Below are 20,910 nucleotides of genomic sequence, written 5' to 3' on the forward strand. Positions count from 1 at the left end.
GTGTGAGGCGAGAGGTCAGTAGTCCGCGTCGCGGAATACCGGGTCACGGTTGTCGTTGAAGGCCCCGATTCCCTCGACGCGGTCGGGGTGGACCGCGGAGCGCCAGTGGGCCTCCATCATGATCCCGATCGCCTGCTCGATCGGCTCCCCCTGTCCTGCTCGGACGGCGTGCTTGACGGCCTGTACCGCTGTGGGCGAGTTGCTTGCGATCTTCACAGCGACGCGGAGCGCGGCGTCCATGAGGCCGATTGGTTCGTGCAGCTCGTTGACCATGCCGAGACGGTGGGCCTCGGCGGCGCCGATGGGTTCGCCGGTCATGAGCATCTGCAGTGCCTTCCCGGGCGGAAGCGCGCGCGGCAGGAAGACCGGCGAGCCGCCACCGGCGGCGAGCCCGAGCATCGCCTCTGGCTGTCCGAACACGGCGTTCGTGCTGGCGATGATGAAGTCGGTGCTCTGCGCGATCTCGCAGCCGCCGCCGAAGGCGATCCCGTTGACGGCGGCAAAGACCGGCTTGCGTAGCTGGCGCAGCGTGTACAGCGTGCGGTCGAAGTCTTGGCGCTGCCGCAGCCACTGCTCCTTGGTCATGGTCTTGCGCTGGCGCAGGTCACTGCCGACCGAGAAGGCGCGGTCGCCGGCACCGGTGACGACGACGACGCGGACAGCGCTCGTCACCGCGATCGTCTCGAGCGCATCGGTGAGCAGCACTCCCATCTCCGTGGAGATGGCGTTGTCGGCATGTGGTCGGTTGAGGGTGACCACCGCGACGCGACCGTCGTCGACGTGGCTGACCAGGACGGCGGGCTCTGGGTCCTCCACAGCGGACGGTGGTGCGAAGTCGAGGGCAGCCCATCGGTTCGTGGCCCTTCCCGGCTCCGAGGTCTTCTGGTCGGTCATGGCTCCTCCTCAGGTGTCCAGCTCGCCCAGCCACTTCAGGGCCCGCAGTCCCGGCGCGAAGCAGTACTCACCGCCGCGGGTCGTGACGAACGACGGTAGGTGGCGCAGCCGTCGCCGGACCGGCACGTGCGGGATGGTGAAGTCGGTCGGTGTGTGCGTGCCGCCGAGCAGAGGGTCGCTCTCGTCGGAGGCGCCGATGAACACACCGTCGTTGATCCACTGGGTCTTGACGAACTCGAACTGTCTCTTCAGGTGGGCACCCGCGAAGACGAAGATGATCCCGCGGTCGACGCCGTCGTCCTCGAGGACTCCCTCCGCGAGCATCGGGCCGTAGCTCGTCCCTCGACGGATCAGCCGATGCAGCCGCACGTCGACGCTGTTCTCGTCCTCGAGGGCGTCGCGGGGGTTCGCGCGGCGAGCGTGAGCTCCCGCGGGGCATTTGAAGCCGCGCAGGTCCTCGCGGTAGCCGAACGAGTTGTTGCGTGCCGGGTCCGCACCGAGATCCGGGTCGTCCGAGTCGGGTGCCAGCGTCAGCGGTGCACCGCTCGGCCAACGACCGACCATCTTCGCGGCGAGGAGGCGCTCTTCCTCGCGGCTTCGGGCGACCTCCTTCAGGTAGCGGCGGTAGGCCGCCACATCGGTCCTCAGCTTCCTGAACACCAGGAACGTACCGTTGCGGCCGAGGACTTCAGGGGCCGGCATGGGCGCAAGCGACCCGGTCTCGTCGGGGTAGCCGAGGATGAACTCGCCGGCCTTGATCGGCCGCTCCCGCCGGTTGCGCACGGGCAGTCCGCTTCCTTCCACATCGGGGTTGCCTATGCCGTCCTTGAACCCGAACGACGTGCGGCCCGAGGGCAGCTGGTAGCAGTCCTGCCGCCAGACCACCTCGACCGAGGAGAGATCTGCGTGGCGTTGACGCGCACGCTCCGCCACGAGCTCCAGGTGCCTCTCGTCCGGGGCAAGCACCGAGACCGCCACGTGCACAGCATCCGTCCCGAGGGGCCACTCCCAGTGTTCCGGTCCGCTCGGCCCCACATCACCCAGGTCCTGTGCACGCCGCGCCATTCCCTCACGGAACTGGTCCGGGAAGGTGTCCAGGATCGACTGCGGCACGCCGAGCGCGGCCAGTCCGGCACACGTGAAGGCGACTGTCATCCAGGCCGGCGTCTCGGCTTCCGGCCCGTCATTCTGGGCGGCGAGCAGGGTGTGAAGGCGCCGAACGAGCTCGCGCCCCTCTCCCGCATCGTGGAGCTGGAGCAGGAGGTAACGGCCCACGTACGGCGATGGGCGCTCGTGGAGCGCTCCGGCTTGGATGTCGTCGAGCTCGAGGACGGTCTTCGGCCCGACACTCATGTCGTCTCCTCCACTGCTCGGTCGTTCCGGATGCTCAAAAATGCTCGGGTGGTGTCGGTGGCTCTGGGTTGGGTGGCGACAGGTAGGGGAAGGCAGTCGACGCCGGACGGCTCGCAGCGTCCACGCCGTCAGTGATCACGGGGCCGCTGCCACCGTTGATCCAGAAGGTGTAGAGGATGTCGATGACGTCGTCGTTGAGCGCCCGACCGCCGCAGGTGCGCGGCGCTTGGCCCGCCAACACAGCACGCTCGATCTCAAGGAAGGAACCCTGCTCCGCGTACGGACGCGACGGGTCGACCACGAGGTAGTCGGCCAGGACGAGCTCGGTCAGCGGGTGCACGCCGGACGCGTCCAGCGGCCACTGGACCACACCGTCCAGCCCGTCCCAGAAAGCGAGGTTCGCATGCAGCCTTGCCCGGTAGGCACCGGTGTACGAGCTGCCGAGGTGGAACGCGTCCTCCATGTTGTAGAGGTCCCGGATCTCCAGGTCACGGTTGACCTGGTCGAACTGCTTCGGCCCCAGGAGCAGGTTCTTGACCTCCGGGCGCCCGACGCGTTCGATCCGCACCGAAAGCGTGCCGCGGGTTCGCGTCTCCGCGACCACTGCGACGGGGCCCACGTGTCCCAGCACTCTCTCGCAGTCCAGCTCCACGACAATGGCCAGGATGTTCTTCCCGTCGAGGAAGATCGACCCAGGGTCGGTGAACGAGAGCCGCTGCTCGGCGATCGTTCGCAGGCCGGCTGGCGCATCCATGATGAAGGGGTCCCAGCGAGGCCCGGCGAAGACCCGCACCGCGGACCCGTCGTCCACGCAGTGTCCGAGCGTCTCGAAGGAGGTCACCTCACCATCGGGCAGGGTGAGGCGACCCGTCTGAGTGCCGGCCGCTGCGCCGTCGTCGAACACGCAGTCCAGGACCCACTCCGGCGAGACCGCCGTCCCGACGCGGCGCTCGTCGGGGTTGACGTCGACCGGGCGGAGCCGGAAGCGGTAGATCAGCCCGTCGGAGAAACGCCCGTCCACGGGGGCGAACGGCAGCGTGTTCATGGCCAGCACGAGCCGGCCCGGTCGCTCCGGACTCGGAAACGCGTAGACATCGGTGATGTCTGCGATGGGGTCCGCGAGCGCGCGTGGCCCCGAGATGTGATCTGACACCGTGTTCCCTATTCGACTTTCTGGCGGGTCACGCGTCCGCTGCCTCGTCGAGCAACGGCTTCAGCGCGGGGTGGCTCAGCGCGGTCTCGGCCTCGGGGTCGTCCAGGACCTCGTCGAACGCGGCCTCGAGGCGGAGCGCCCTCCGAAGTTCCTTGACGGTGCCCGGGTAGTTGCGGGCGTAAGCCCCGGCGCTCACTTGGGCGCCGAGGATGAAGGACTTGACCGCCGCCACGTCCGGCAGCCCGTCATAGGCCTCGGTGTGACGGAAGATCGCGTCGAACAGCTTCAGCGGCCCAGCGGACGCGAAGTCCTCCATGTAGGCGTCCCATGAGCCGTCGAAGCTCGTGGCGAACAGCAGCCGCGTGTCATCGTCGAACATCACGAATCTGGCCTCGTGGATGTTGGCGACCGCCATCTCGTAATCACCCGGCCGATAGCCCGGGGAGTCCATCAGCGCGGTCAATGCCTTGCGCAGCTCCTCGGCGTGACCTGGCGTGACGCGGAAGAACAGGCTGAACTCGCTGGTCGACCCAACCCGGACGCCAGGGCGGCGGCCAGTGTCTACCCCGCCTGTCGCGGTCATCTCGGTGCCTCCTGGTCTCGGTGGCGCACCTGAGACGCCGACAACCCCCAATCTCCGCCGAGCGTTCACCGAACGGCATCACTCCGTAGGAGTGATAGGAAGATCCGCGTACGGCATGTACCGCACATGCCGCTGATGTCGCGTGCTCAGACTGTCTGGTTCACCCGGCGGGAGGGAACCGGCGGCCGAACACCTTCCGGGCTCGGCTGGGCGGGTCGAGGAGCAGGTCGACCACGAGCGCCGTCCATCCGGTCTGGTGGCTGGCCCCGAGTCCCGCGCCGTTGTCGCCGTGGAAGTACTCGTAGAACAGCAGGTTGTCCTTCCATGCCGGGTCCTCGGCCAGGAGTCGCTGCCCGCCGGAGACGGGACGCCGGCCGGACCCGTCGGGCAGCCAGATGCCGATGAGGCGGTCGGCGAGGTCGGTGGCCACCTCGCGGAGCGTGTGCTGCCGACCTGAGCCGGTGGGGTGCTCGACGGTGAAGTCCGGGCCGAGCAGCTCGTCGTAGAGCAACAGCGATCGCACCACGAGGTAGTTCGTCGGCATCCAGACCGGGCCCCGCCAGTTCGAGTTCCCGCCGTACATGGAGGTGGTGGACTCGGCCGGCTCGTAGTCGATGGTGGCGCCGGGCAGCCCCGGGACGGCATACGGCTCGGCGTGCCTGCGGGACAGGGAACGCAGCCCGTGCGGCGACAGGAAGGCGCCCTCGTCGAGGAGGTGGGTCAGCGTGCGGCGAGCCTGCTCCGGGGTCACCAGCGAGACGACGGCACGGGGCACGCCACCGGACTCCCGGATCGGGAAGACCTGGCCCTCGTCGCTTTCGGAGTCATCGAGGCGGCGAGCCGCGGCCTTGCGAAGGCTGGCGAGCCGCTGCACCTGCTCGAGGGGCACGCCGACGGTGGCCAGGATGGGGATGACACCGACCAGGGTCTGGACCTTGACCGGCGTGCGGTTGCCGGCGGCGTCGATGAGCCGGTCGTAGAAGAACCCGTCGTCCGCGTCGTAGAGACCAGAGGCCTCGAGCGCCTCGGAGATCATGACGAACTGCTCGAGGAACTTCACGACCATGTCGTCGTAGACGGGGTTCTCGTTCGCGAGCAGCAGCGCCAGGATCGACATGGCCAGGGAGTAGGCCGCCATCCAGGCGGTGCCGTCCGCCTGCTCGATCCGGACCCCGTCGGGCAGGTGGGACCGGTCCACCGGGCTGATGTTGTCCAAGCCCAGGAAGCCGCCGCCGAAGAGGTTGTTGCCGTCCGCGTCCTGGCGGTTCAGCCACCACGTGAAGTTCAGCAGGAGCTTCTGGAAGACCCGCTCCAGGAATGCCGTGTCGGTGGACCCGTCGAGGACGAACACGCGCAGCGCCGCGAGCGCGTGGACGGGAGGGTTGACGTCGTCGAAGTTCCACTCGTATGCCGGGAGGGCGCCGTTCGGGTGCTGGAACCACTCGCGCAAGAGCACCGTGAGCTGGTACTTGGCGAACGCCGGGTCGAGATGGGCCCAGGCGATCGCGTGGAAGGCGAGGTCCCACGCGGCGAACCACGGGTACTCCCACGGGTCCGGCATCGCCAGCACGTCGAAGGCGTCGAGGTGGCGCCAGCCGGCGTTGCGGATGTGCCGGTGGGACTCCGGTGGGGGCGGCCCGGCCGGGTCGCCGTCCAGCCATCGGCTCACCCGGTAGGGGTACATCTGCTTGCTCCACACCAGACCTGCGGCGGCCTGCCGGAGCACGCGCATCCGCTCCTCGTCGAGGTCGGGCCCGAGTGCCGTGTAGAACTCGTCGGCGTCCCTGCGTCGGGCCGCGATCACCCGGTCGCACGCCTGCTCGTCCCACGGCGACGCGGCCTGCGGCCGGTGGAGGCGCAGGCGGACCTGTCTGGTCCCCCCGGCTGGAACCGTCAGCTGGTACCAGAAGGCGGCCTTGGTGCCCCGCTGGTCCGGGTTCACGGTGTCGGCACCGCCGACGACGTGGTCGTTGATCCCGTCCTTCGGGAACGCAGTAATCCGGGAAGCGCCGTACAGTCGCGCCAGGTTGGTCTCGTTGTCGCAGAAGAGGGCTCGCGGCTGGGAGCCGTCTGCGCCTGGGGCGGCCTGTAGCCGGTAGCCGCCGAGCCGAGGGTGCTCGACCGCGATCGAGTCCGCGTCGAGCGACAGGCTGGGCAGGTCGGTGCGCTGGGACCAGCGCCACGTGTTCCGGAACCAGAGCGTGGGCAGGACGTGCAGGGTCGCCTCCAGGGGCCCGTGGTTCGTGGCTTCGATGGACATGTAGAGCTCGGTGGCCGAGGCCTTGGCGTAGGTCACGTCGACGGACCAGTAGCGCCCCTCGTCGAAGACGCCGGTGTCCATGAGCTCGAACTCGAAGTCCGTGAGGCCGCGGCGCGCGTTCTCCTCGACGAGACGCTCGTACGGGAACTCCGCCTGCGGGTAGTGGTAGCGCCACTGGAGCAGGGCGTGGCTGGGCAGGCCCTCGAGGTACCACCAGTACTCCTTGGCGTCCTCCCCGTGGTTGCCCTGGGGCCCCGTGAGGCCGAACATGCGCTCCTTGAGGATCGGGTCGCGGCCGTTCCACAACGCCAGGCCGAGGCACAGCTCGTGGCGGATGTCGGAGATCCCCGCCATCCCGTCCTCGTTCCAGCGGTAGGCCCGCGACCTGGCGTGGTCGTGCGGGAACGACGACCACGCGTCACCGTCCGCGCTGTAGTCCTCGCGCACCGTGCCCCAGGCGCGCTCCGAGAGGTAGGGACCCCACTCGTACCAGGGGTTCGCTGAGAAGAGGTCGTCGTCAGCCCTACCCGTCGTCTCGGCAAGGCGGCGGTGTTCAGCTGTGTCGTCGCCGGTCATGAGGCTTCTCCTTCAAATGCCGCGGAGCCGTCGTCGATGCGGAACAGGTGCCAGCCCCAGGGCGGCAGCTCGACGTACATCCCGTCGTTCAGGTCATTGCCAGTGCGGTGGTAGGTGACGTCCTGTGTCGGGTCGTGCAGGCGCACGGTCCCGCCCCTCAGGTCGGGCCAAGGACCAGCCACGCGGGCGCTGCAGCGACGCTCCGAGACATTGACGGCGACCAGCCAACGCGTGTCGCCCGTCCAGCACCAGCTCAGGATCGGCGACGTCCCTGGATCGTCAGCCCACGGCAGGGTGCGGCACCACCGCCACTCCCCGGTGCGGAAGGTCGGGTCGGCGAGGGCGTCGAGGAGGCGGTGGTAGAAGGCGTTCAGCTCCTCGTCGTCCGGTTCTTCGGGGAACCGGCCCAGGAAGACCGGCAGATGCGTACGCCGGCCGGTCGTCTGCCCGTCGTGCACGAGCCGGGCACCGCACTGCGTGAAGGTGGCGATCGCGGCGGCCCGGTGCTGCTCGGGTCCGAGCACGGAGGCCGCGCGCGGCTCGTCATGGTTCTCGATGAACCGGAGCAACCTCGCCTGGTAGTCCGGGTCCGCAGACAAGTGAGCCTCGACACCCGATGTGTCGCTGCTGGTGAGGCGGTCGTAGAGCCGCTTGTCGTAGCAGTGGTCGAAGCCCTGCCGCTGCAGCGCGAACTCTCGATCCCAATACGCCTCCGCGACGAACAGAAAGCCGGGATGGCTGCCGCGCACGGCGCCGATGACCTCAGGCCAGTACGGCGTCGTCGATGGAGGTCCGACACGATCTCCCCACGTGCTGGCGAACACGTCATCCATCATCAGCATCGCCATGTCGCACCGGACCCCGTCGCACTGGCCGGCGATGTCCAGCAGGGTCTCCGCTGCGGCCACGCGCAGCGCCGCCGAGAAGGCGTTCAGCTGCACGACGTCGGGCCACGCCGGGAAGTAGGGGTCGCGGCCGTGGGCGAACACGCGGCCGCCCAGCTCGACGAAGGTCGCGGGGTCCTGCTCGAGGTCCGCCGGCTCACCGAGGACGAAGCGGTCAGGGTGGCCGGAGACCCAGGGGTGGTCCGGCGCCACGTGGTTGGGCACGAAGTCCAGCAGCAGCCCCAGGCCCCGGGCCCGCAGCTCGGCTCGCGCCGTGGCAAGGCCGGCAGGTCCTCCCAGGCGCTCGTCGACGACGTAGTCCCGGATGCAGTACGGCGAGCCGACCACATCCTCGTCCGTGTAGTCGGGCAGCGCGGCCTCGAAAGACCTCACCAGGTCGAGGTCGCCCAGGGCCAGGGCGACCCCGACCGGGCTCCGCTGCCAGACGCCCATCAGCCACACCACGTCGTATCCGCCTTCAGCGACCGCGTCCCACACGGCCGCCGGCACACTTCCCAGGAGCACTGGACGACCCTCGGATCGGGCCAAGCCGTTCAGCCACGGCCACGTGTCGATCTCGAGCAAGAGCGGGTGCGGCGGCACGCTCCCCTCACGCGATCGGTCGTGGTCCTCCATCGCTTCCCCCTTCGATCCGGGCACACGACGGATCACGACGAGCGGCCGGACCCGGTGCCGAGGGGCCCACCTGCCACGTCCACCACGCTCGCAACGTCGTCGCCCTCGTGGCGGACGCTCCCGGGTCCCAGTCGCAGGATGTCCCAGCACGGGGTTGGTCACGTCACCCGCTCAGGGGGAGATGACGGCATATCACCCCGGGTGAGTGACGCCCTGACCTGTTGCGAACGTGAACGATCAGTCATGGCACGCACCCGGGCTCCGCACCAGCATCTCCCTCACGCTGAGCCTGCTCGCGGTTCTGGGCCTCCTGACGAGTTGCTCAGGCACCGGTTCCATCTCGCTGCCCACGTCGCTGCCCAGCGGCCGAGGGTCCAGTGCGACCGCCTCAACGAGTGCCGCACCGTCCGCGGCGTCGCCGCCGGGTGCAACGCTGCCCACCACCAAGCCCAGCAGTGTGCGGCTGCCCACGCTCACGTTGCCGACGAGCCAGAGCGAGTCCACTCCCCCGGAAACGCCGGTAGGGACGCCCACAGTGACCCGCATCGACACGCAGACACGCACGCTGACGAGCACCGTGACCGAGACGGTGACCCAGAGCGCACCCGCCGGCGGGGTCCCCGCGCCGACACCCTCCAAGAGCTCCAGCGCCGCCGCGACCGGGACCCCGAGCCCTACCGCGACCGCTCCGGCCGCGCCTCCGGAGGCCGCAGCGGCGACCGCCACGTCGGACTCGGAGACCACGTGGTGGCCATGGGTCTTCCTCGCACTGGTGGTGCTCGGCATGCTCGGGTGGTGGCTGCTTCGCCGACGCCGCGACCAGGCCGTGTTGGAGGCATGGGACGAGCGACTCAGGGGGTCCGAGGACGAGGCGTCGTGGGTCGAGGACTCGTTGACTTCGCAGGTGCTGGCACGGACGAGCACCGCTGAGGCACAGACCATCTGGATGGCCGCGCAACCGCGACTGCTGCAGATCGACGAGGACCTGCACGCGCTGACCGGCGATGCGCCGGACGAGGCGCGCGCTACGCGGGCTACGAGTCTCCGGACCCTCGTGCTCGAGCTCGCGCGGGCAGTGAGCTCGGACATCACAACGGAACCCGGCACCCCAGAGCAGTTCAGGGCCCGCCGTGCCGTCATCGACTACGCCCGCCAGCGGTTGCGGGCGGCGCTGGGGCCGGTGGACCCGGCTGCCGGTCCGATGGACGGCACGCCTGCCGAGGCCGGGAGCTGAGTAGACCTCACTGCCCTGACCAGGGGGACCGGTGCGGCGCCGGCCGATGAGCCGAAGGCGGCATGTGGGCAACCCCCTACTCGGCGGGTCACTCCCCTGCTCCCGCGCGCCTGTTCCCCCTAGCGAGGCCCACGCACAGACGACGCCCCACACACGGACGGCGCCGGGGCCCGGTGGTGTTGGGCCACCGGCTGACGGCCCTCGACCGAGGAAGGAGCCGGCCGGGGGCCACCACGGAACCAGGTACACGCGGCTGCGGCGGTAGTGGCAACGATGCTCGTCTACTGGACGGCCGAGACGTTCGCGCACTGGTACCCGAGCCCGACGATGCGCCAGCGGTTCACCCATGGGACAGGTCGTCCGGACGGGCTCTGCCGGGTGGGTCACTCCCCCGCGTCTGCGCCAGAGCCGCGGTCAACGACGCCACCGCGTAGAGGGCAACGGACTGCAGGTACAGCACGAAGAGGATCCCGATCGGGGCCGCGAGCGCGCCGTACTGCGGCCGGCGGAGGACGAACCCCACCAGCAGCGCCATCGCCTGCTTGAGCACCTCGATCACCAGAGCGCCGAGCCCCGCTCCTCTGATGAGAGCCCAACGGCGTGGCCGGATACCCCCGAGCCACCCGAGCACCCAGTAGATCCAGACGAAGTTCAGCAGCACCGCGAAAGCCAGCGCCGCGACGCCGAGGAGAAGCTCCGGGCCGGTCCAGTCCACGCCGAGGGCATCGAGGAGCCGGCGGGAGAGATCCGTCGTGATGGTGGCACTCACGAACGACAGCAGCACGACAGGCGCCAGCACGAGGAACCAGCCGAAGGCCCAGACCCGCACGCGGACCAGGTCGCGAGTGTTGACAGGGGCGCCGTAGATGGCGTGGACCGACCGACTGGCGGCTAGCACCGCCCCCGTCGCCCCGTAGAGCAGGCCGACTGCGCTGACCAACGAGGTGACCTGCCCCAGGCCGCGCAGCGCGCTGGCGTCCAGGCCCGACTGGCCCACCAAACCCGGGAAGGCCGCTGACACCGCCTCGGTGATGTACGCGGACAGCCGCTCGGCACCGAACGCGGCGCTCAGGCCGTACCCCAGCGTGAGCGTCGAGAAGAGCGCGAGGAAGAGGTAGTACGTCGTGCCTGCCGCCAACAGGGTGGCCCGTGACCCGACGAAGCGACGGCTCGTGCGTAGAACCAGCCGCAGGCCCTTTCCCAGCCCATCCCCTCGGGACTCGAGACGGCGGATGCGCCGAGGCAGCTGCTGCGCCGGCGGGTCGAGGGTCTCCCCGGGGATGGCGCCGAGCGACTCCGAGTCCCAGCTCCCGTCGTCGTGCCTCGGATCCGACCGGGTCAGCTGGGGAGGAACTTCGACGAGCGACTTCGGCATCCGCCAGCGGCATGGCCCCGATCCCATCGACAGACTGCTGCCGTGCGGGTCGCTCGCTGCCTACTGCCCGTTGTTGTCCGTGCGTTGGGCGGCCTGACCTTCGGCCTCTTCAGCTTCCTTGGCGGCAGCTTTGACGTCCTTGGCGACGACATCGTCGATGGCAGTCATGACGATCGTGTTGGCCATCTCGAGGGCTCGCCGGAGCTCGACAGCTGCGGGGTCGGAGACAAGGGCCACGATGCCGGAATGTCCCGGCTCGATCGCGGACTCCAGCTCGTCCGCCAACTCATGCCGGTGGTGGAGCTGACCCACCTTGCCAGCCGCCGCCCCTGCAGCCCCTAGAACCGCGGCGCTCCCGAGGATCGACGGGGGGAAGATCAGCCCCAGAGCCGCGCCACCAACGACTCCCCACGTGAGGCCGCGCCGGGTCGTGTGGTCGGTCGCCCTCTGGACCTCGACCTTTCCGTCAGCCTCCCGTTTCACCACGATGACGCCCTCGATCTCGACATGTCGGCCGTCCTCGACCTCTTTGAGAGCGCCGTATGCCTCCTGCGCGCTCGTCGTGTTCGCGAAGTCCGCGATCAGCAGGGTGTACGCGCCGTCGGACACGGCACCAACGACGGTCACCTGCGGCTCCGCGGAGCTGTCTACATCTTCTGACACGAGCGTCTCCTCATCAGGAAAGGTCCAGCGGCTGCGCCCCCGCCCGTCAGGACACTTGAGCGCGACCGCCCCTTCAGGCTAGGAAAGACAGATCTGGGCCAGATCACTCTCCGAAGATGAAACGGTGCTTGAACCGCCCCGGTGAGTCGGGAGACTCTTTGGTTTGAGAGCTCCGCTCCTGCTCCGAGCACGACTTTCCCGCAGTTCGACGTCATCCCCGACATCTGCCGCGGCGACGCACGCATCTACGCGCGTCGCAGGTGCCGGTCGGTCACATCCCGAGCGCCGACGGCGAGTGACGCCGACTCCGGCGTCGTCGACGTGGCGAACGGACGACGTGCGGGCCGGCCGGCGGGCAACCGCCGACCGGTCCGCACCGCGTCGTCCGCCACAATGGCTGCATGCTGATGGGAAGCAAGCGAGCGCAACGGATCACTGTCGGAGTCATCGTCGGAGCCATCGTCCTGGGCCTCGCCCTGACGCTGCTCTCGACGGCCATGGCGGGCGCCTAGAGGCCGCGAAGCGTTGGGGCACACCGATTTTGTTCCGGCGCAGGGCGGCTGATAACGTTTCTCCTCGTTGCGCCGTTAGCTCAATTGGCAGAGCAAGTGACTCTTAATCACTGGGTTCGGGGTTCGAGTCCCTGACGGCGCACTTCTGAGGCCCCCGTCCGGAGAGATCCGGGCGGGGGCCTTCTGCATCTCCCCCGCTGACGGGCATCCCCGGCCACCGTCCGGGAACGCCAGTCCGGGAGCGCCAGCAGGCAGGGACGCCGTCCGCGTCCCTGCCTGCTGTTCGTACCGCTGTAGCCCTGGAGCGGCGGTCAGCGCCGCCGGCGACGCAGCAGCCCGACGGCGACGACGACCACGACCGCCGCAGCGACGACGGCCCCGATGCGCTCGATGCGCAGCTCGCCGTCCGGCGTGTGCGTCGCGGCGTCGAGGCGCAGCCGGAGCCCCTGCATCTGCCGCTGCGCGATGACCTGCGGCTGCGCCCGGTAGGCGAGCTCGTTGACCGTGCCCTCGAGCCGCGCGCGGGCGGCCTCGATGTCCTGCTCGATGCGTGCGGTGTCGCTCATGTGGCTTCCTTTCGGGGAGGGTGGGACTCTAGTCGGCGATGCCGAGGTCGCGACGGAGCTTGGCCACGTGGCCCGTCGCCTTGACGTTGTAGAACGCGTGGGCGACCTTGCCCTCCTCGTCCACCACGAAGGTCGACCGGATGACGCCCTCGACGGTCTTGCCGTAGAGCTTCTTCTCGCCCCAGGCGCCGTATGCCGTGTGCACCGTGAGGTCCTCGTCGCTCAGCAGCGGGATGGTGAGCTGGTCGCGCTCCCGGAACTTCGCGAGCTTCGCGGGCTTGTCCTTGGAGATGCCGACGACGTCGTAGCCGTCCCTCTTCAGCGACTCGAGCGACTCGCTGAAGTCGCAGGCCTGCTTCGTGCAGCCGGGCGTCATCGCCGCCGGGTAGAAGTAGACGATGACGCGGCGGCCCGCGAAGTCGGAGAGGCTGACGGACCGACCGGTGTCGTCGGGAAGGCTGAACGCCGGGGCCTCCTCGCCGGGCTCGAGTCTCGACGTCACAGTGTGCTCCTTCGGGTGGGCGCGTTCCGGTGGGCCGTCACGCCGGTGCGGCTCGACCGGATCCCGCGCTGGACGTGTGCCTCTCGGGCATCGTATCGGTGCACGTCCCGTACCCATCCGGCGCGCGCCGTCGGCACGCAGCACGGCGAGTCGGACACGTCGACGGACGCCGGCCGGGGTCCCGGTTTGGGTGCGGACGGCGGGACTCGAACCCGCACACCTAGGGCACAGGAACCTAAATCCTGCGTGTCTACCAGTTCCACCACGTCCGCTCGCGAGGTGCGCGGCCCCACTCTAGACGGCGGCCGCGCCCACATGGGCGCACGGGGACGCCGCCAGCCCGGGCCCTCTCACTGGACCCGGGCGGTGACCACGTGGATACCGGTCGCTCCGTCAGGCGCCGGGGGCGCCTCGAGCGGTGACTGCACCTTGCCCTTCGCGTCGTAGGCACGGACGCGGATGTCGTGGCTGCCGGGCGTCGCGTCCCACTCGTAGACCCACTGGCGCCAGGTGTCGATGCTCGCGTCGACGGCCAGCCGGGCCGGCGCCCAGGGCTCCTGGTCGACCTGCACCTCCACCTTCGAGATGCCGGTGTGCTGGTCCCACGCGACGCCGGCGACGGCCACGGTGCCGGCCTGGACCACCGCACCCGCCTTGGGCACGTCGATGCGCGAGGCCGTCTTGATGGGGCCCGTGGGCGACCAGCCACGCGGCGTCCAGTAGGCCACGTCGGCGGCATACGTCGTCACCTTGAGCTCGGTCACCCACTTCGTCGCCGACACGTAGCCGTAGAGCCCGGGCACCACGACGCGTACGGGGAAGCCGTGCTCGAAGGGCAGCGGCTCGCCGTTCATCCGGACGGCGAGCAGGGCGTTGCGGTCGTCCGTCAGGGCGGCCAGGGGTGTCGAGGCGGTGAAGCCGTCGACGCTCGTCTGGAGCACCATGTCGGCGCCGGCCTGCGGGCCGGCCATGGCGAGCAGCTCGCGCACCGGCCACCCGGTCCAGACGGCGTTGCCGACGAGGTCTCCCCCGACCTCGTTGGACACGCACGTCAGCGTGACGAGGGCTTCCTGCATCTGCTTGGACTGCAAGCTCTTCCAGTCGATCTCGACCTCTCGGTCGACCATGCCGGTGACCTTGAGCCTCCAGTCGTTCGCGTCGACGCGGGGGACGACGATGGCCGTGTCGATGCGGTAGAAGTCCTCGTTCGGCACGATGTAGGGGGTCAGGCCGGGGACGCCGAGATCTGCGCCCGCGGGGATGGCCAGCTTCGTCCCCTTCAGCGGCGTGCGCGCCAGCGTGTCGCGCGACACCGCGGCCGCCGTCGAGCCGCCGCCGAGCAGGCTTCCCGCGTATGCCGCCGCGGCGCCCACCGCGCCCCCGAGCAGCCAGCGTCGACCCGGGTTCGCGGCGCCCGGCGTGCCCACGGGTCGAGCGCAGCGGTTGAGGAACCAGAGGCCGGCGACCGTCCCCAGCACGGTCGGGAGCGCATCGAGCGGACCGGCGCCGGGCCGGGTCAGCACCGCAGCGACCCCGACCGCACCGATGACGGCGAAGGTCACCAGCCCGGCGACGAGGTGGCGCAGGGTGAGGATCCCGATGGCCGCGCACGCGAGCGTCAGGACGACGACGGTGCCGACGAGGAGGGCCCGCTTGTCGTTGGTGCCGAACGTCGCGATCGCGACGTCCTTGAGCCACGGCGGCGTCCGGTCGATGAACGCCCCACCCACCGCGGCGATGGGCGCCGGCTGGCCCGAGGAGGGCGCCACGCCGGTCAGCACGGACGCCGCGAGCGTCGCCAGCCCGACCGTGAGCAGCCCGGCCACCACCCCGTCGAGGGCTCCCCACCAGAGCGGACGCGCCGGCTGCTCGGGGAAGATCTCGGGACGGGTGGCCGGGCTGGTCGTGGTCATGGCCTCAGGTGCTCCTTCAGGTGCGGCACGAGTGCACGGAAGGCGAGTGCTCGATGCGACACCTGGTTCTTCTCGTCCGCCTCGTACTCCGCCAGTGTGCGTTCGTCGCCGGCCGCCTGGTCGGATGGGACGAAGATCGGGTCGTAACCGAAACCGTTGCCGCCCCGCGGCCGACGGGCGATGGTGCCGGGGAACCGGCCGAGCTCGGCGGCAGAGCGCCCGTCGGGCAGGACGAGTGCGGCTGCGCAGACGAACGCGGCGGCGCGGTGCTCGTCGCGCACCTCGGCCAGCTGCGCGAGCAGCAGGTCGAGGTTGGCACTGTCGCCTCCGCCCCCGGACCATCGCGCGCTGAAGATGCCGGGAGCCCCACCGAGGACGTCGACGGCGAGTCCGGAGTCGTCGGCGAGGGCTGGCAGCCCCGTGACGTGCGCCGCGGAGGCCGCCTTGAGGATGGCGTTCTGCTCGAACGTCACGCCGTCCTCGACGACCTCGGGCGCGTCGGGGAAGCCGTCGAGCCCGACGATCTCGAGGCCCAGCTCGGCACTGACGTCGGCCAGGATGTCGCGCAGCTCCTCGACCTTGTGCGCGTTGCGGGTGGCCAGGACCACCTTCGTCACGCGACCACCCCGTCGTCCGTGGCGGTGGCGGGATCGCCCGCGAACCCGCCGGCTCGGGGCAGCGGGGCAGCGAGGGCAGCGCGTTGGCGCTCCGTCAGGTCCGCGCAGCCCCGGGTCGCGAGGTCCAGCAGCTCCCCCAACAGGTCCCGGTCGAACGGCGCACCCTCGGCGGTGCCCTGGACCTCGATGAACCGTCCGTCGCCCGTCATGACGACGTTCATGTCGGTCTCGGCGGTCGAGTCCTCGGGGTAGTCGAGGTCGAGCACGGCACGGCCCCCGACGATGCCCACCGAGACGGCAGCCACCGAGCCGGTCAGCGGCTGCGCCTTCTTGGCGACGAGTCCCCTGCCGCGGGCGTTCTCGATGGCGTCGGCCAGAGCGACGTAGGCCCCGGTGATGGCGGCGGTGCGGGTGCCGCCGTCGGCCTGGAGCACGTCGCAGTCGAGGACGATGGTGTTCTCTCCGAGGGCCTTCGTGTCGATGACGGCGCGCAGGCTGCGGCCGATGAGCCTGCTGATCTCGTGGGTGCGTCCGCCGATGCGGCCCTTGACGCTCTCCCGGTCGGAGCGCGTGTTGGTCGCGCGGGGCAGCATGGCGTACTCGGCGGTCACCCAGCCGGTGCCCTTGCCCTTGAGCCACCGCGGGACGCCCTCGGTGAAGGACGCCGCGCAGAGCACCCGGGTGCGCCCGAACTCCACGAGCACGCTCCCCTCGGCGTGGTCGAGCCAGTTGCGCGTGATCCGCACCTCGCGCGTCTGGTCGGGGGCGCGGCCGTCATGTCGGTCAGTCATGGCTCGAGGCTAGCCATGACTGCGCCGTCTCCCCCAACCGCGGGCCCGGGAGGGCCCGCGAGGCGACCGCCGTCGAGTTGCGGGCGCCTCGCGGGCCTGCCCCCTGAGGTCCTCAGTGGAGCGTCTCGGCGGACAGCTGCTCGATCTCGTCGGCACCCAGCTCCAGCTCCTCCGCCTGGACGGAGTCCTGAATGCTCTCCGGGCGCGACGCCCCGGGGATCGGCACCACGACCGGCGCGAGCGCCAGCTCCCAGGCGAGGGCGACGCGCTGGGGGCTCACGTCGTGCGCCTTCGCGACCTCCGCGAACGCGTCGTGCCGGCTGCCGAGGTCGCCGGCCCTGCTGATGCCGCCGAGCGGGCTCCACGGCAGGAACGCGATGCCGAGCTCGGCGCACAGGTCGAGCTCGGGGCGGCTGCTGCGGAAGGCCGGCGAGAACTGGTTCTGGACCGAGACGAGCCGGCCACCGAGGGTCTCCTGCGCCTCGCGGATCTGGTCCGGGTTCGCGTTGGAGATCCCGGCCATCTCGATGACGCCCTCGTCGAGCAGGTCGGCGAGCGCACCGACCGACTCGGCGTAGGGCACATCGGGGTCGGGGCGATGGAACTGGTAGAGGCCGATCGCGTCGCCGCCCAGGCGCTTCAGCGAGGCCTTGGCCGCCTCCTTGAGGTGGTCCGGGCGGCCGTTGACGGTCCACGACCCGTCGCCGGGCCGCAGGTGTCCGCCCTTGGTTGCGACGAGCACCTCCGACCGGTCGCCTCGCCAGGACGAGAGCGCCTTGGCGATCAGGCTCTCGTTGTGGCCCACCTCGCCGGCGTCACGGTGGTAGGCGTCCGCCGTGTCGATGAGGGTGACGCCGGCGTCGAGCGCGGCGTGGATGGTCCGGACGGAGCGGTCCTCCTCGGGACGGCCCTCGATCGACATGGGCATGCCCCCGAGGCCGATGGCGCCGACCTTCCTCGTGCCGATGGTTCGCTGCTGCACGCTGCCTCCTTGGATCGGTTGCGGTGGCCGGCGAACGTGCCGGCGGGTGCCGGGCGCCGACCGCACCGAGAGGCCCCATACCCGGCGCGCGTCAGGAGGCGACTGCCACGGGGACGCGACCGTGGACTCCCACGTGACAGGGAGAGCCGCCGACCCCGTCTCAGAGGCAGTAGGTCGCGCCCGGCTCGGCGAGCTCGACCTCGCCCGGCCACACCGTGGCCGCCTGCTTGCGGCACAGCTCCGGGTCGTTCCAGGCCGGGATGTGGGTCAGCATGAGGCGCCGCACTCCCCCGGCCTGAACGGCTGCCTCGGCGGCGCGGCTGCCGGAGAGGTGGATGCCGGTGACGGTGTCACGCCCGTCGACGAAGGCCGAGTCGGCCAGCACGAGGTCGGCGTCCGCCATGAGCTCGGTGAGCTGGTCGCACGTGTCGGTGTCACCCGTGTAGGCGAGCACGCGGCCGCCCGCCTCGACGCGGAACCCGTAGGCCTCCAGGGGGTGGTTGACTCGCATCGGCGTGATCGTGAAGGGCCCGACCGTCACCGGCTCGAGGTGGCGCAGGTCGTGGAAGTCGAAGACGCCGAGGACGTCCTCGCTCTCGCGTCCGCCGTAGGCGCGGGCGAGGTGGACGCCGGCACCGGACGGTCCCCACACCGGCATGACCGACCTTCCGGGGCCCCCGGGGACGTAGCGCATCATGACGTAGAGGCCGCACATGTCGATGCAGTGGTCCACGTGCAGGTGGCTGAGCAGGACGGCGTCGACGGCATACGGCTCGATGTGTCGCTGCAGGGCGCCCAGGGCGCCGCTGCCCAGGTCGAGCACGATGCTCCAGGTGCGTCCCTCGTGCTCGGCGCGCACGAGGTAGCACGAGGCGGGTGAGTGCGGCCCGGCGAAGGACCCCGAGCACCCGACGATCGTGACGTTCACGGGACGAGCCTAGGTGCCGGCACCGACGCGGACCGTGCGCCGGCGCGTCGGCTACGTCACAGTGTGCCCGGCCGGGAGGGACCCTCGTCGTCGTCCTCGTCGTCGTCGTACTCGGCTCCCGGCTCGTCGAGAGCGGCATCACCGAGGTCGGTGCCCATGACCGCGTGGGTCAACGTCTCCTGCAGCCAGGTGAGGAAGTCGTACCAGGCGACCGCGTAGCCGAGGGGGTTGTCGTCCTCGAGGTCCTCCATGGCGGCATACAGCGCGTCCGCGTCCTCCTCGGTGCGCAGACCCATCCGCTCCCCGAGGAGCAGCCGCACGTCGGTCAGGGCCATCAGGAAGGCCGGGGCCTGCACCTCGTCGAGCTCCACGCGGTCGCCCGTCGCCGCGGACAGCCGCTCGAGCGCGACGTCGAGGTTGCGGCTCTTGCGCTGGCGCAGCCCCTCCTCCGTCAGCCGTCGGAACTCGGCGGCGACCTCGTCGTCGCCACGGTGGGCGGTCGGCAGCAGGCGGTCCAGCGCGGGGTCACGATCGGCACGGTCTGCACGCTCGGCCGAACCGCGTTGTGCGCCAAGCTTGTCCGTGGCCTCGGCCGCGCCCCCGAGAGAGATCCCCAGCGAGGCCACGAGGTCGTCGAAGGTGTCTCCGGTGGACTCCACCTCGGGCGAGAGCAGGACGCGGGTCTGCTCCATCAGGCCGTGCAGGACGGTCCGCTCCGTCGGGTCGAGGAGGCCGACGTAACGGCCCTTCTCGCGCAGGAAGGCTCGGGCCATCACTCGTCCTTCTCGAACGTCGCCCAGAGGCCGTAGCCCTGCAGCGCCTCGGCGTCGCGCTCCATCGACTCCCGGGGACCGTTGGACACGACCGCCCGGCCCTTCACGTGCACGTCCATCATCAGCTTCTCGGCCCTGGACCGCGGGTAGCCGAAGTACGTCTCGAACACCCACGTCACGTACGTCATGAGGTTGACGGGGTCGTTCCAGACGATCGTCACCCAGGGCACGTCAGGCGCGACGAGCTCGTCGGTGGAGGTCTCCTCCTGCTCGACCGGAGCGAGGGAGAGGGCGGCTGTCGTCACAGGCCCACCCTAGGCGCACCCGCAGCAGCCGCGAGACGCTCCCGGCTCCGGCTGCACCCCCCACGTGCCCGTGGTCCGCCTAGGGTGGGGCGTGTGAGCCCGACGAGCCCTCATGCCGCGAGCACGGCCCTGCTGACCGACCACTACGAGCTGACGATGCTGCAGGCTGCCCTCGCCTCGGGCGAGGCGCACCGCCGCTGCGTCTTCGAGGCGTTCGCGCGGCGGCTGCCCGACGGCCGCCGCTACGGCGTCGTCGGCGGCACGGGCCGGGTGCTCGAGGCGCTCGAGCAGTTCCGGTTCGGGGACGACGAGCTGCGCTTCCTGCGCGACCGGAGGGTCGTCGACCGGGCGACCGTCGACTGGCTGGCCGGCTACCGCTTCACCGGCGACGTCAGCGGCTACGCCGAGGGCGAGTGCTACTTCCCGCAGTCCCCCGTACTCGTCGTCGAGTCGTCCTTCGCCGAGGGCGTCATCCTCGAGACCCTCGTGCTCTCGATCCTCAACCACGACACGGCGATCGCCTCCGCCGCCTCGCGCATGACCACGGCGGCGATCGGGAGGCCCTGCATCGAGATGGGATCGCGGCGCACGCACGAGGAGGGTGCCGTCGCCGCCGCGCGGGCCGCGTACATCGCCGGGTTCCACGCCACCAGCAACCTCGAGGCGGGCCGTCGCTACGGCGTCCCGACGACTGGCACGGCGGCCCACGCCTTCACCCTCCTCTACGACTCGGAGAAGGAGGCCTTCACGGCTCAGGTCGATTCGCTCGGCAAGGGCACCACCCTCCTCGTCGACACCTATGACGTGCGCACCGCGGTGCAGCTCGCGATGGAGATCGCCGGACCCGAGCTCGGCGCCGTTCGGCTCGACTCGGGAGACCTGCTCATCCAGGCCACCGAGGTGCGGGCCCAGCTCGACGCCGCCGGCAACACCGACACCAAGATCATCGTCACCAGCGACCTCGACGAGTACGCCATCGCGGCCCTCGCCGCCGGACCGGTCAGCGGCTACGGCGTGGGCACCGCGCTCGTCACCGGCTCCGGCTCGCCCACAGCATCGATGGTCTACAAGCTCGTCTCCCGCGAGGACTCGTCCGGGCAGATGCAGGGTGTGGCGAAGAAGAGCAAGGACAAGGCGTCGGTCGGCGGCCGTAAGTGGGCGCTGCGCCGGCTCGGCGAGTCGGGCGTCGCACAGGCCGAGGTCATCGGGATCGGCGAGCAGCCCCGCGACGACGGCGACGACCGGCCCCTGATGGTCGACCTCGTCAGGGCCGGCGAGGTCGTCGGCAGCCAGGACATCCACGCGGCGCGCGCCCGGCACGAGGCCTCGCGCGCGGAGCTCCCGCGAGCGGCCGGCCAGCTCTCCCGCGGCGAGCCGGTGATCCCGACCCTCTACGAGGAGGACTGAGCC

Annotated in this window: 20 protein-coding genes and 2 tRNA genes; 3 read left to right on the forward strand and 19 right to left on the reverse strand. The window is 70.5% G+C overall.

Annotation, left to right across the window (positions count from 1 at the left end; all coding sequences use genetic code 11):
• Positions 1–15 precede the first annotated feature (15 nt).
• From ABD194_RS06590 to ABD194_RS06620, 7 genes are all read right to left on the reverse strand, one after another.
• A complete protein-coding gene (locus ABD194_RS06590; protein ID WP_343989254.1) occupies positions 16–894 on the reverse strand; it encodes an enoyl-CoA hydratase/isomerase family protein in 879 nt (292 codons plus the stop codon).
• Positions 895–903: 9 nt separating this feature from the next.
• On the reverse strand, positions 904–2,247 hold the full coding sequence (locus tag ABD194_RS06595) for a Dyp-type peroxidase (RefSeq protein WP_343989256.1): 1,344 nt from the start codon (positions 2,245–2,247) through the stop codon (positions 904–906).
• 34 nt (positions 2,248–2,281) lie between these two features.
• Entirely contained in the window at positions 2,282–3,400 is a 1,119-nt protein-coding gene (locus tag ABD194_RS06600; protein WP_343989257.1) for a DUF4331 family protein, read from the reverse strand.
• Positions 3,401–3,428: 28 nt separating this feature from the next.
• Positions 3,429–3,983, reverse strand: a complete 555-nt coding sequence (locus tag ABD194_RS06605; RefSeq protein ID WP_343989258.1) for a hypothetical protein — start codon at positions 3,981–3,983, stop codon at positions 3,429–3,431.
• A 160-nt stretch (positions 3,984–4,143) separates the two neighbouring features.
• Complete coding sequence (locus tag ABD194_RS06610) at positions 4,144–6,819, reverse strand: MGH1-like glycoside hydrolase domain-containing protein (RefSeq protein ID WP_343989260.1); 2,676 nt, start codon at positions 6,817–6,819, stop codon at positions 4,144–4,146.
• Positions 6,816–8,228, reverse strand: coding sequence for an alpha-amylase family protein (locus ABD194_RS06615; RefSeq protein ID WP_343989262.1), 1,413 nt, complete (start codon positions 8,226–8,228; stop codon positions 6,816–6,818). The genes ABD194_RS06610 and ABD194_RS06615 overlap by 4 nt, the downstream gene beginning before the upstream one ends.
• A 348-nt stretch (positions 8,229–8,576) precedes the next feature.
• Positions 8,577–9,125 carry a hypothetical protein gene (locus ABD194_RS06620; protein ID WP_343989264.1) on the reverse strand — a complete coding sequence of 183 codons (549 nt, stop codon included), beginning with the start codon at positions 9,123–9,125 and terminating at the stop codon, positions 8,577–8,579.
• Between ABD194_RS06620 and ABD194_RS06625 the strand changes: the two genes are divergently transcribed.
• The gene (locus ABD194_RS06625; protein WP_343989266.1) at positions 9,112–9,573 is read left to right on the forward strand and encodes a hypothetical protein; all 462 of its coding nucleotides are present in this window, start codon (positions 9,112–9,114) and stop codon (positions 9,571–9,573) included. The genes ABD194_RS06620 and ABD194_RS06625 overlap by 14 nt on opposite strands.
• Before the next feature lie 340 nt (positions 9,574–9,913).
• Here ABD194_RS06625 and ABD194_RS06630 read toward each other — a convergent pair whose 3' ends face one another.
• Both ABD194_RS06630 and ABD194_RS06635 read right to left on the reverse strand, forming a co-directional pair.
• Entirely contained in the window at positions 9,914–10,975 is a 1,062-nt protein-coding gene (locus tag ABD194_RS06630) for a YihY/virulence factor BrkB family protein (protein ID WP_343989268.1), read from the reverse strand.
• Between the two features lie 33 nt (positions 10,976–11,008).
• A complete protein-coding gene (locus tag ABD194_RS06635) occupies positions 11,009–11,611 on the reverse strand; it encodes a DUF1269 domain-containing protein (protein WP_343989270.1) in 603 nt (200 codons plus the stop codon).
• A gap of 581 nt (positions 11,612–12,192) precedes the next feature.
• On the opposite strand from ABD194_RS06635, the gene ABD194_RS06640 reads away from it, so the two are divergent.
• A tRNA-Lys gene (locus ABD194_RS06640) sits at positions 12,193–12,265 on the forward strand.
• A 169-nt stretch (positions 12,266–12,434) separates the two neighbouring features.
• Here the strand turns inward: ABD194_RS06640 and ABD194_RS06645 are convergent.
• The 10 genes from ABD194_RS06645 to clpS form a co-directional block, all read right to left on the reverse strand.
• A complete protein-coding gene (locus tag ABD194_RS06645) occupies positions 12,435–12,689 on the reverse strand; it encodes a DUF3618 domain-containing protein (protein ID WP_343989272.1) in 255 nt (84 codons plus the stop codon).
• A 28-nt stretch (positions 12,690–12,717) separates the two neighbouring features.
• Positions 12,718–13,191 carry a thioredoxin-dependent thiol peroxidase gene (gene bcp, locus ABD194_RS06650; protein ID WP_343989274.1) on the reverse strand — a complete coding sequence of 158 codons (474 nt, stop codon included), beginning with the start codon at positions 13,189–13,191 and terminating at the stop codon, positions 12,718–12,720.
• Between the two features lie 191 nt (positions 13,192–13,382).
• Positions 13,383–13,463: transfer RNA gene (locus ABD194_RS06655), tRNA-Leu, on the reverse strand.
• Between the two features lie 78 nt (positions 13,464–13,541).
• Entirely contained in the window at positions 13,542–15,104 is a 1,563-nt protein-coding gene (locus ABD194_RS06660) for a molybdopterin-dependent oxidoreductase (protein ID WP_343989276.1), read from the reverse strand.
• The gene (rdgB, locus tag ABD194_RS06665) at positions 15,101–15,721 is read right to left on the reverse strand and encodes an RdgB/HAM1 family non-canonical purine NTP pyrophosphatase (protein ID WP_343989278.1); all 621 of its coding nucleotides are present in this window, start codon (positions 15,719–15,721) and stop codon (positions 15,101–15,103) included. The genes ABD194_RS06660 and rdgB overlap by 4 nt, the downstream gene beginning before the upstream one ends.
• Complete coding sequence (gene rph, locus ABD194_RS06670) at positions 15,718–16,512, reverse strand: ribonuclease PH (protein WP_343989280.1); 795 nt, start codon at positions 16,510–16,512, stop codon at positions 15,718–15,720. Before rph ends, rdgB begins: the two co-directional genes overlap by 4 nt.
• A gap of 112 nt (positions 16,513–16,624) precedes the next feature.
• Positions 16,625–17,494, reverse strand: coding sequence for an aldo/keto reductase (locus ABD194_RS06675; RefSeq protein WP_343989282.1), 870 nt, complete (start codon positions 17,492–17,494; stop codon positions 16,625–16,627).
• Between the two features lie 160 nt (positions 17,495–17,654).
• Entirely contained in the window at positions 17,655–18,422 is a 768-nt protein-coding gene (locus tag ABD194_RS06680; protein ID WP_343989284.1) for an MBL fold metallo-hydrolase, read from the reverse strand.
• Between the two features lie 56 nt (positions 18,423–18,478).
• Positions 18,479–19,195, reverse strand: coding sequence for a DUF2017 domain-containing protein (locus ABD194_RS06685; RefSeq protein WP_343989286.1), 717 nt, complete (start codon positions 19,193–19,195; stop codon positions 18,479–18,481).
• On the reverse strand, positions 19,195–19,500 hold the full coding sequence (gene clpS, locus ABD194_RS06690) for an ATP-dependent Clp protease adapter ClpS (protein ID WP_343989288.1): 306 nt from the start codon (positions 19,498–19,500) through the stop codon (positions 19,195–19,197). Before clpS ends, ABD194_RS06685 begins: the two co-directional genes overlap by 1 nt.
• A gap of 156 nt (positions 19,501–19,656) precedes the next feature.
• Between clpS and ABD194_RS06695 the strand changes: the two genes are divergently transcribed.
• Positions 19,657–20,907 carry a nicotinate phosphoribosyltransferase gene (locus tag ABD194_RS06695; RefSeq protein ID WP_425579961.1) on the forward strand — a complete coding sequence of 417 codons (1,251 nt, stop codon included), beginning with the start codon at positions 19,657–19,659 and terminating at the stop codon, positions 20,905–20,907.
• The last annotated feature ends 3 nt before the right edge of the window (positions 20,908–20,910 follow it).

Source organism: Terrabacter terrae, from assembly GCF_039529575.1.
GTDB lineage: Bacteria > Actinomycetota > Actinomycetes > Actinomycetales > Dermatophilaceae > Terrabacter > Terrabacter terrae.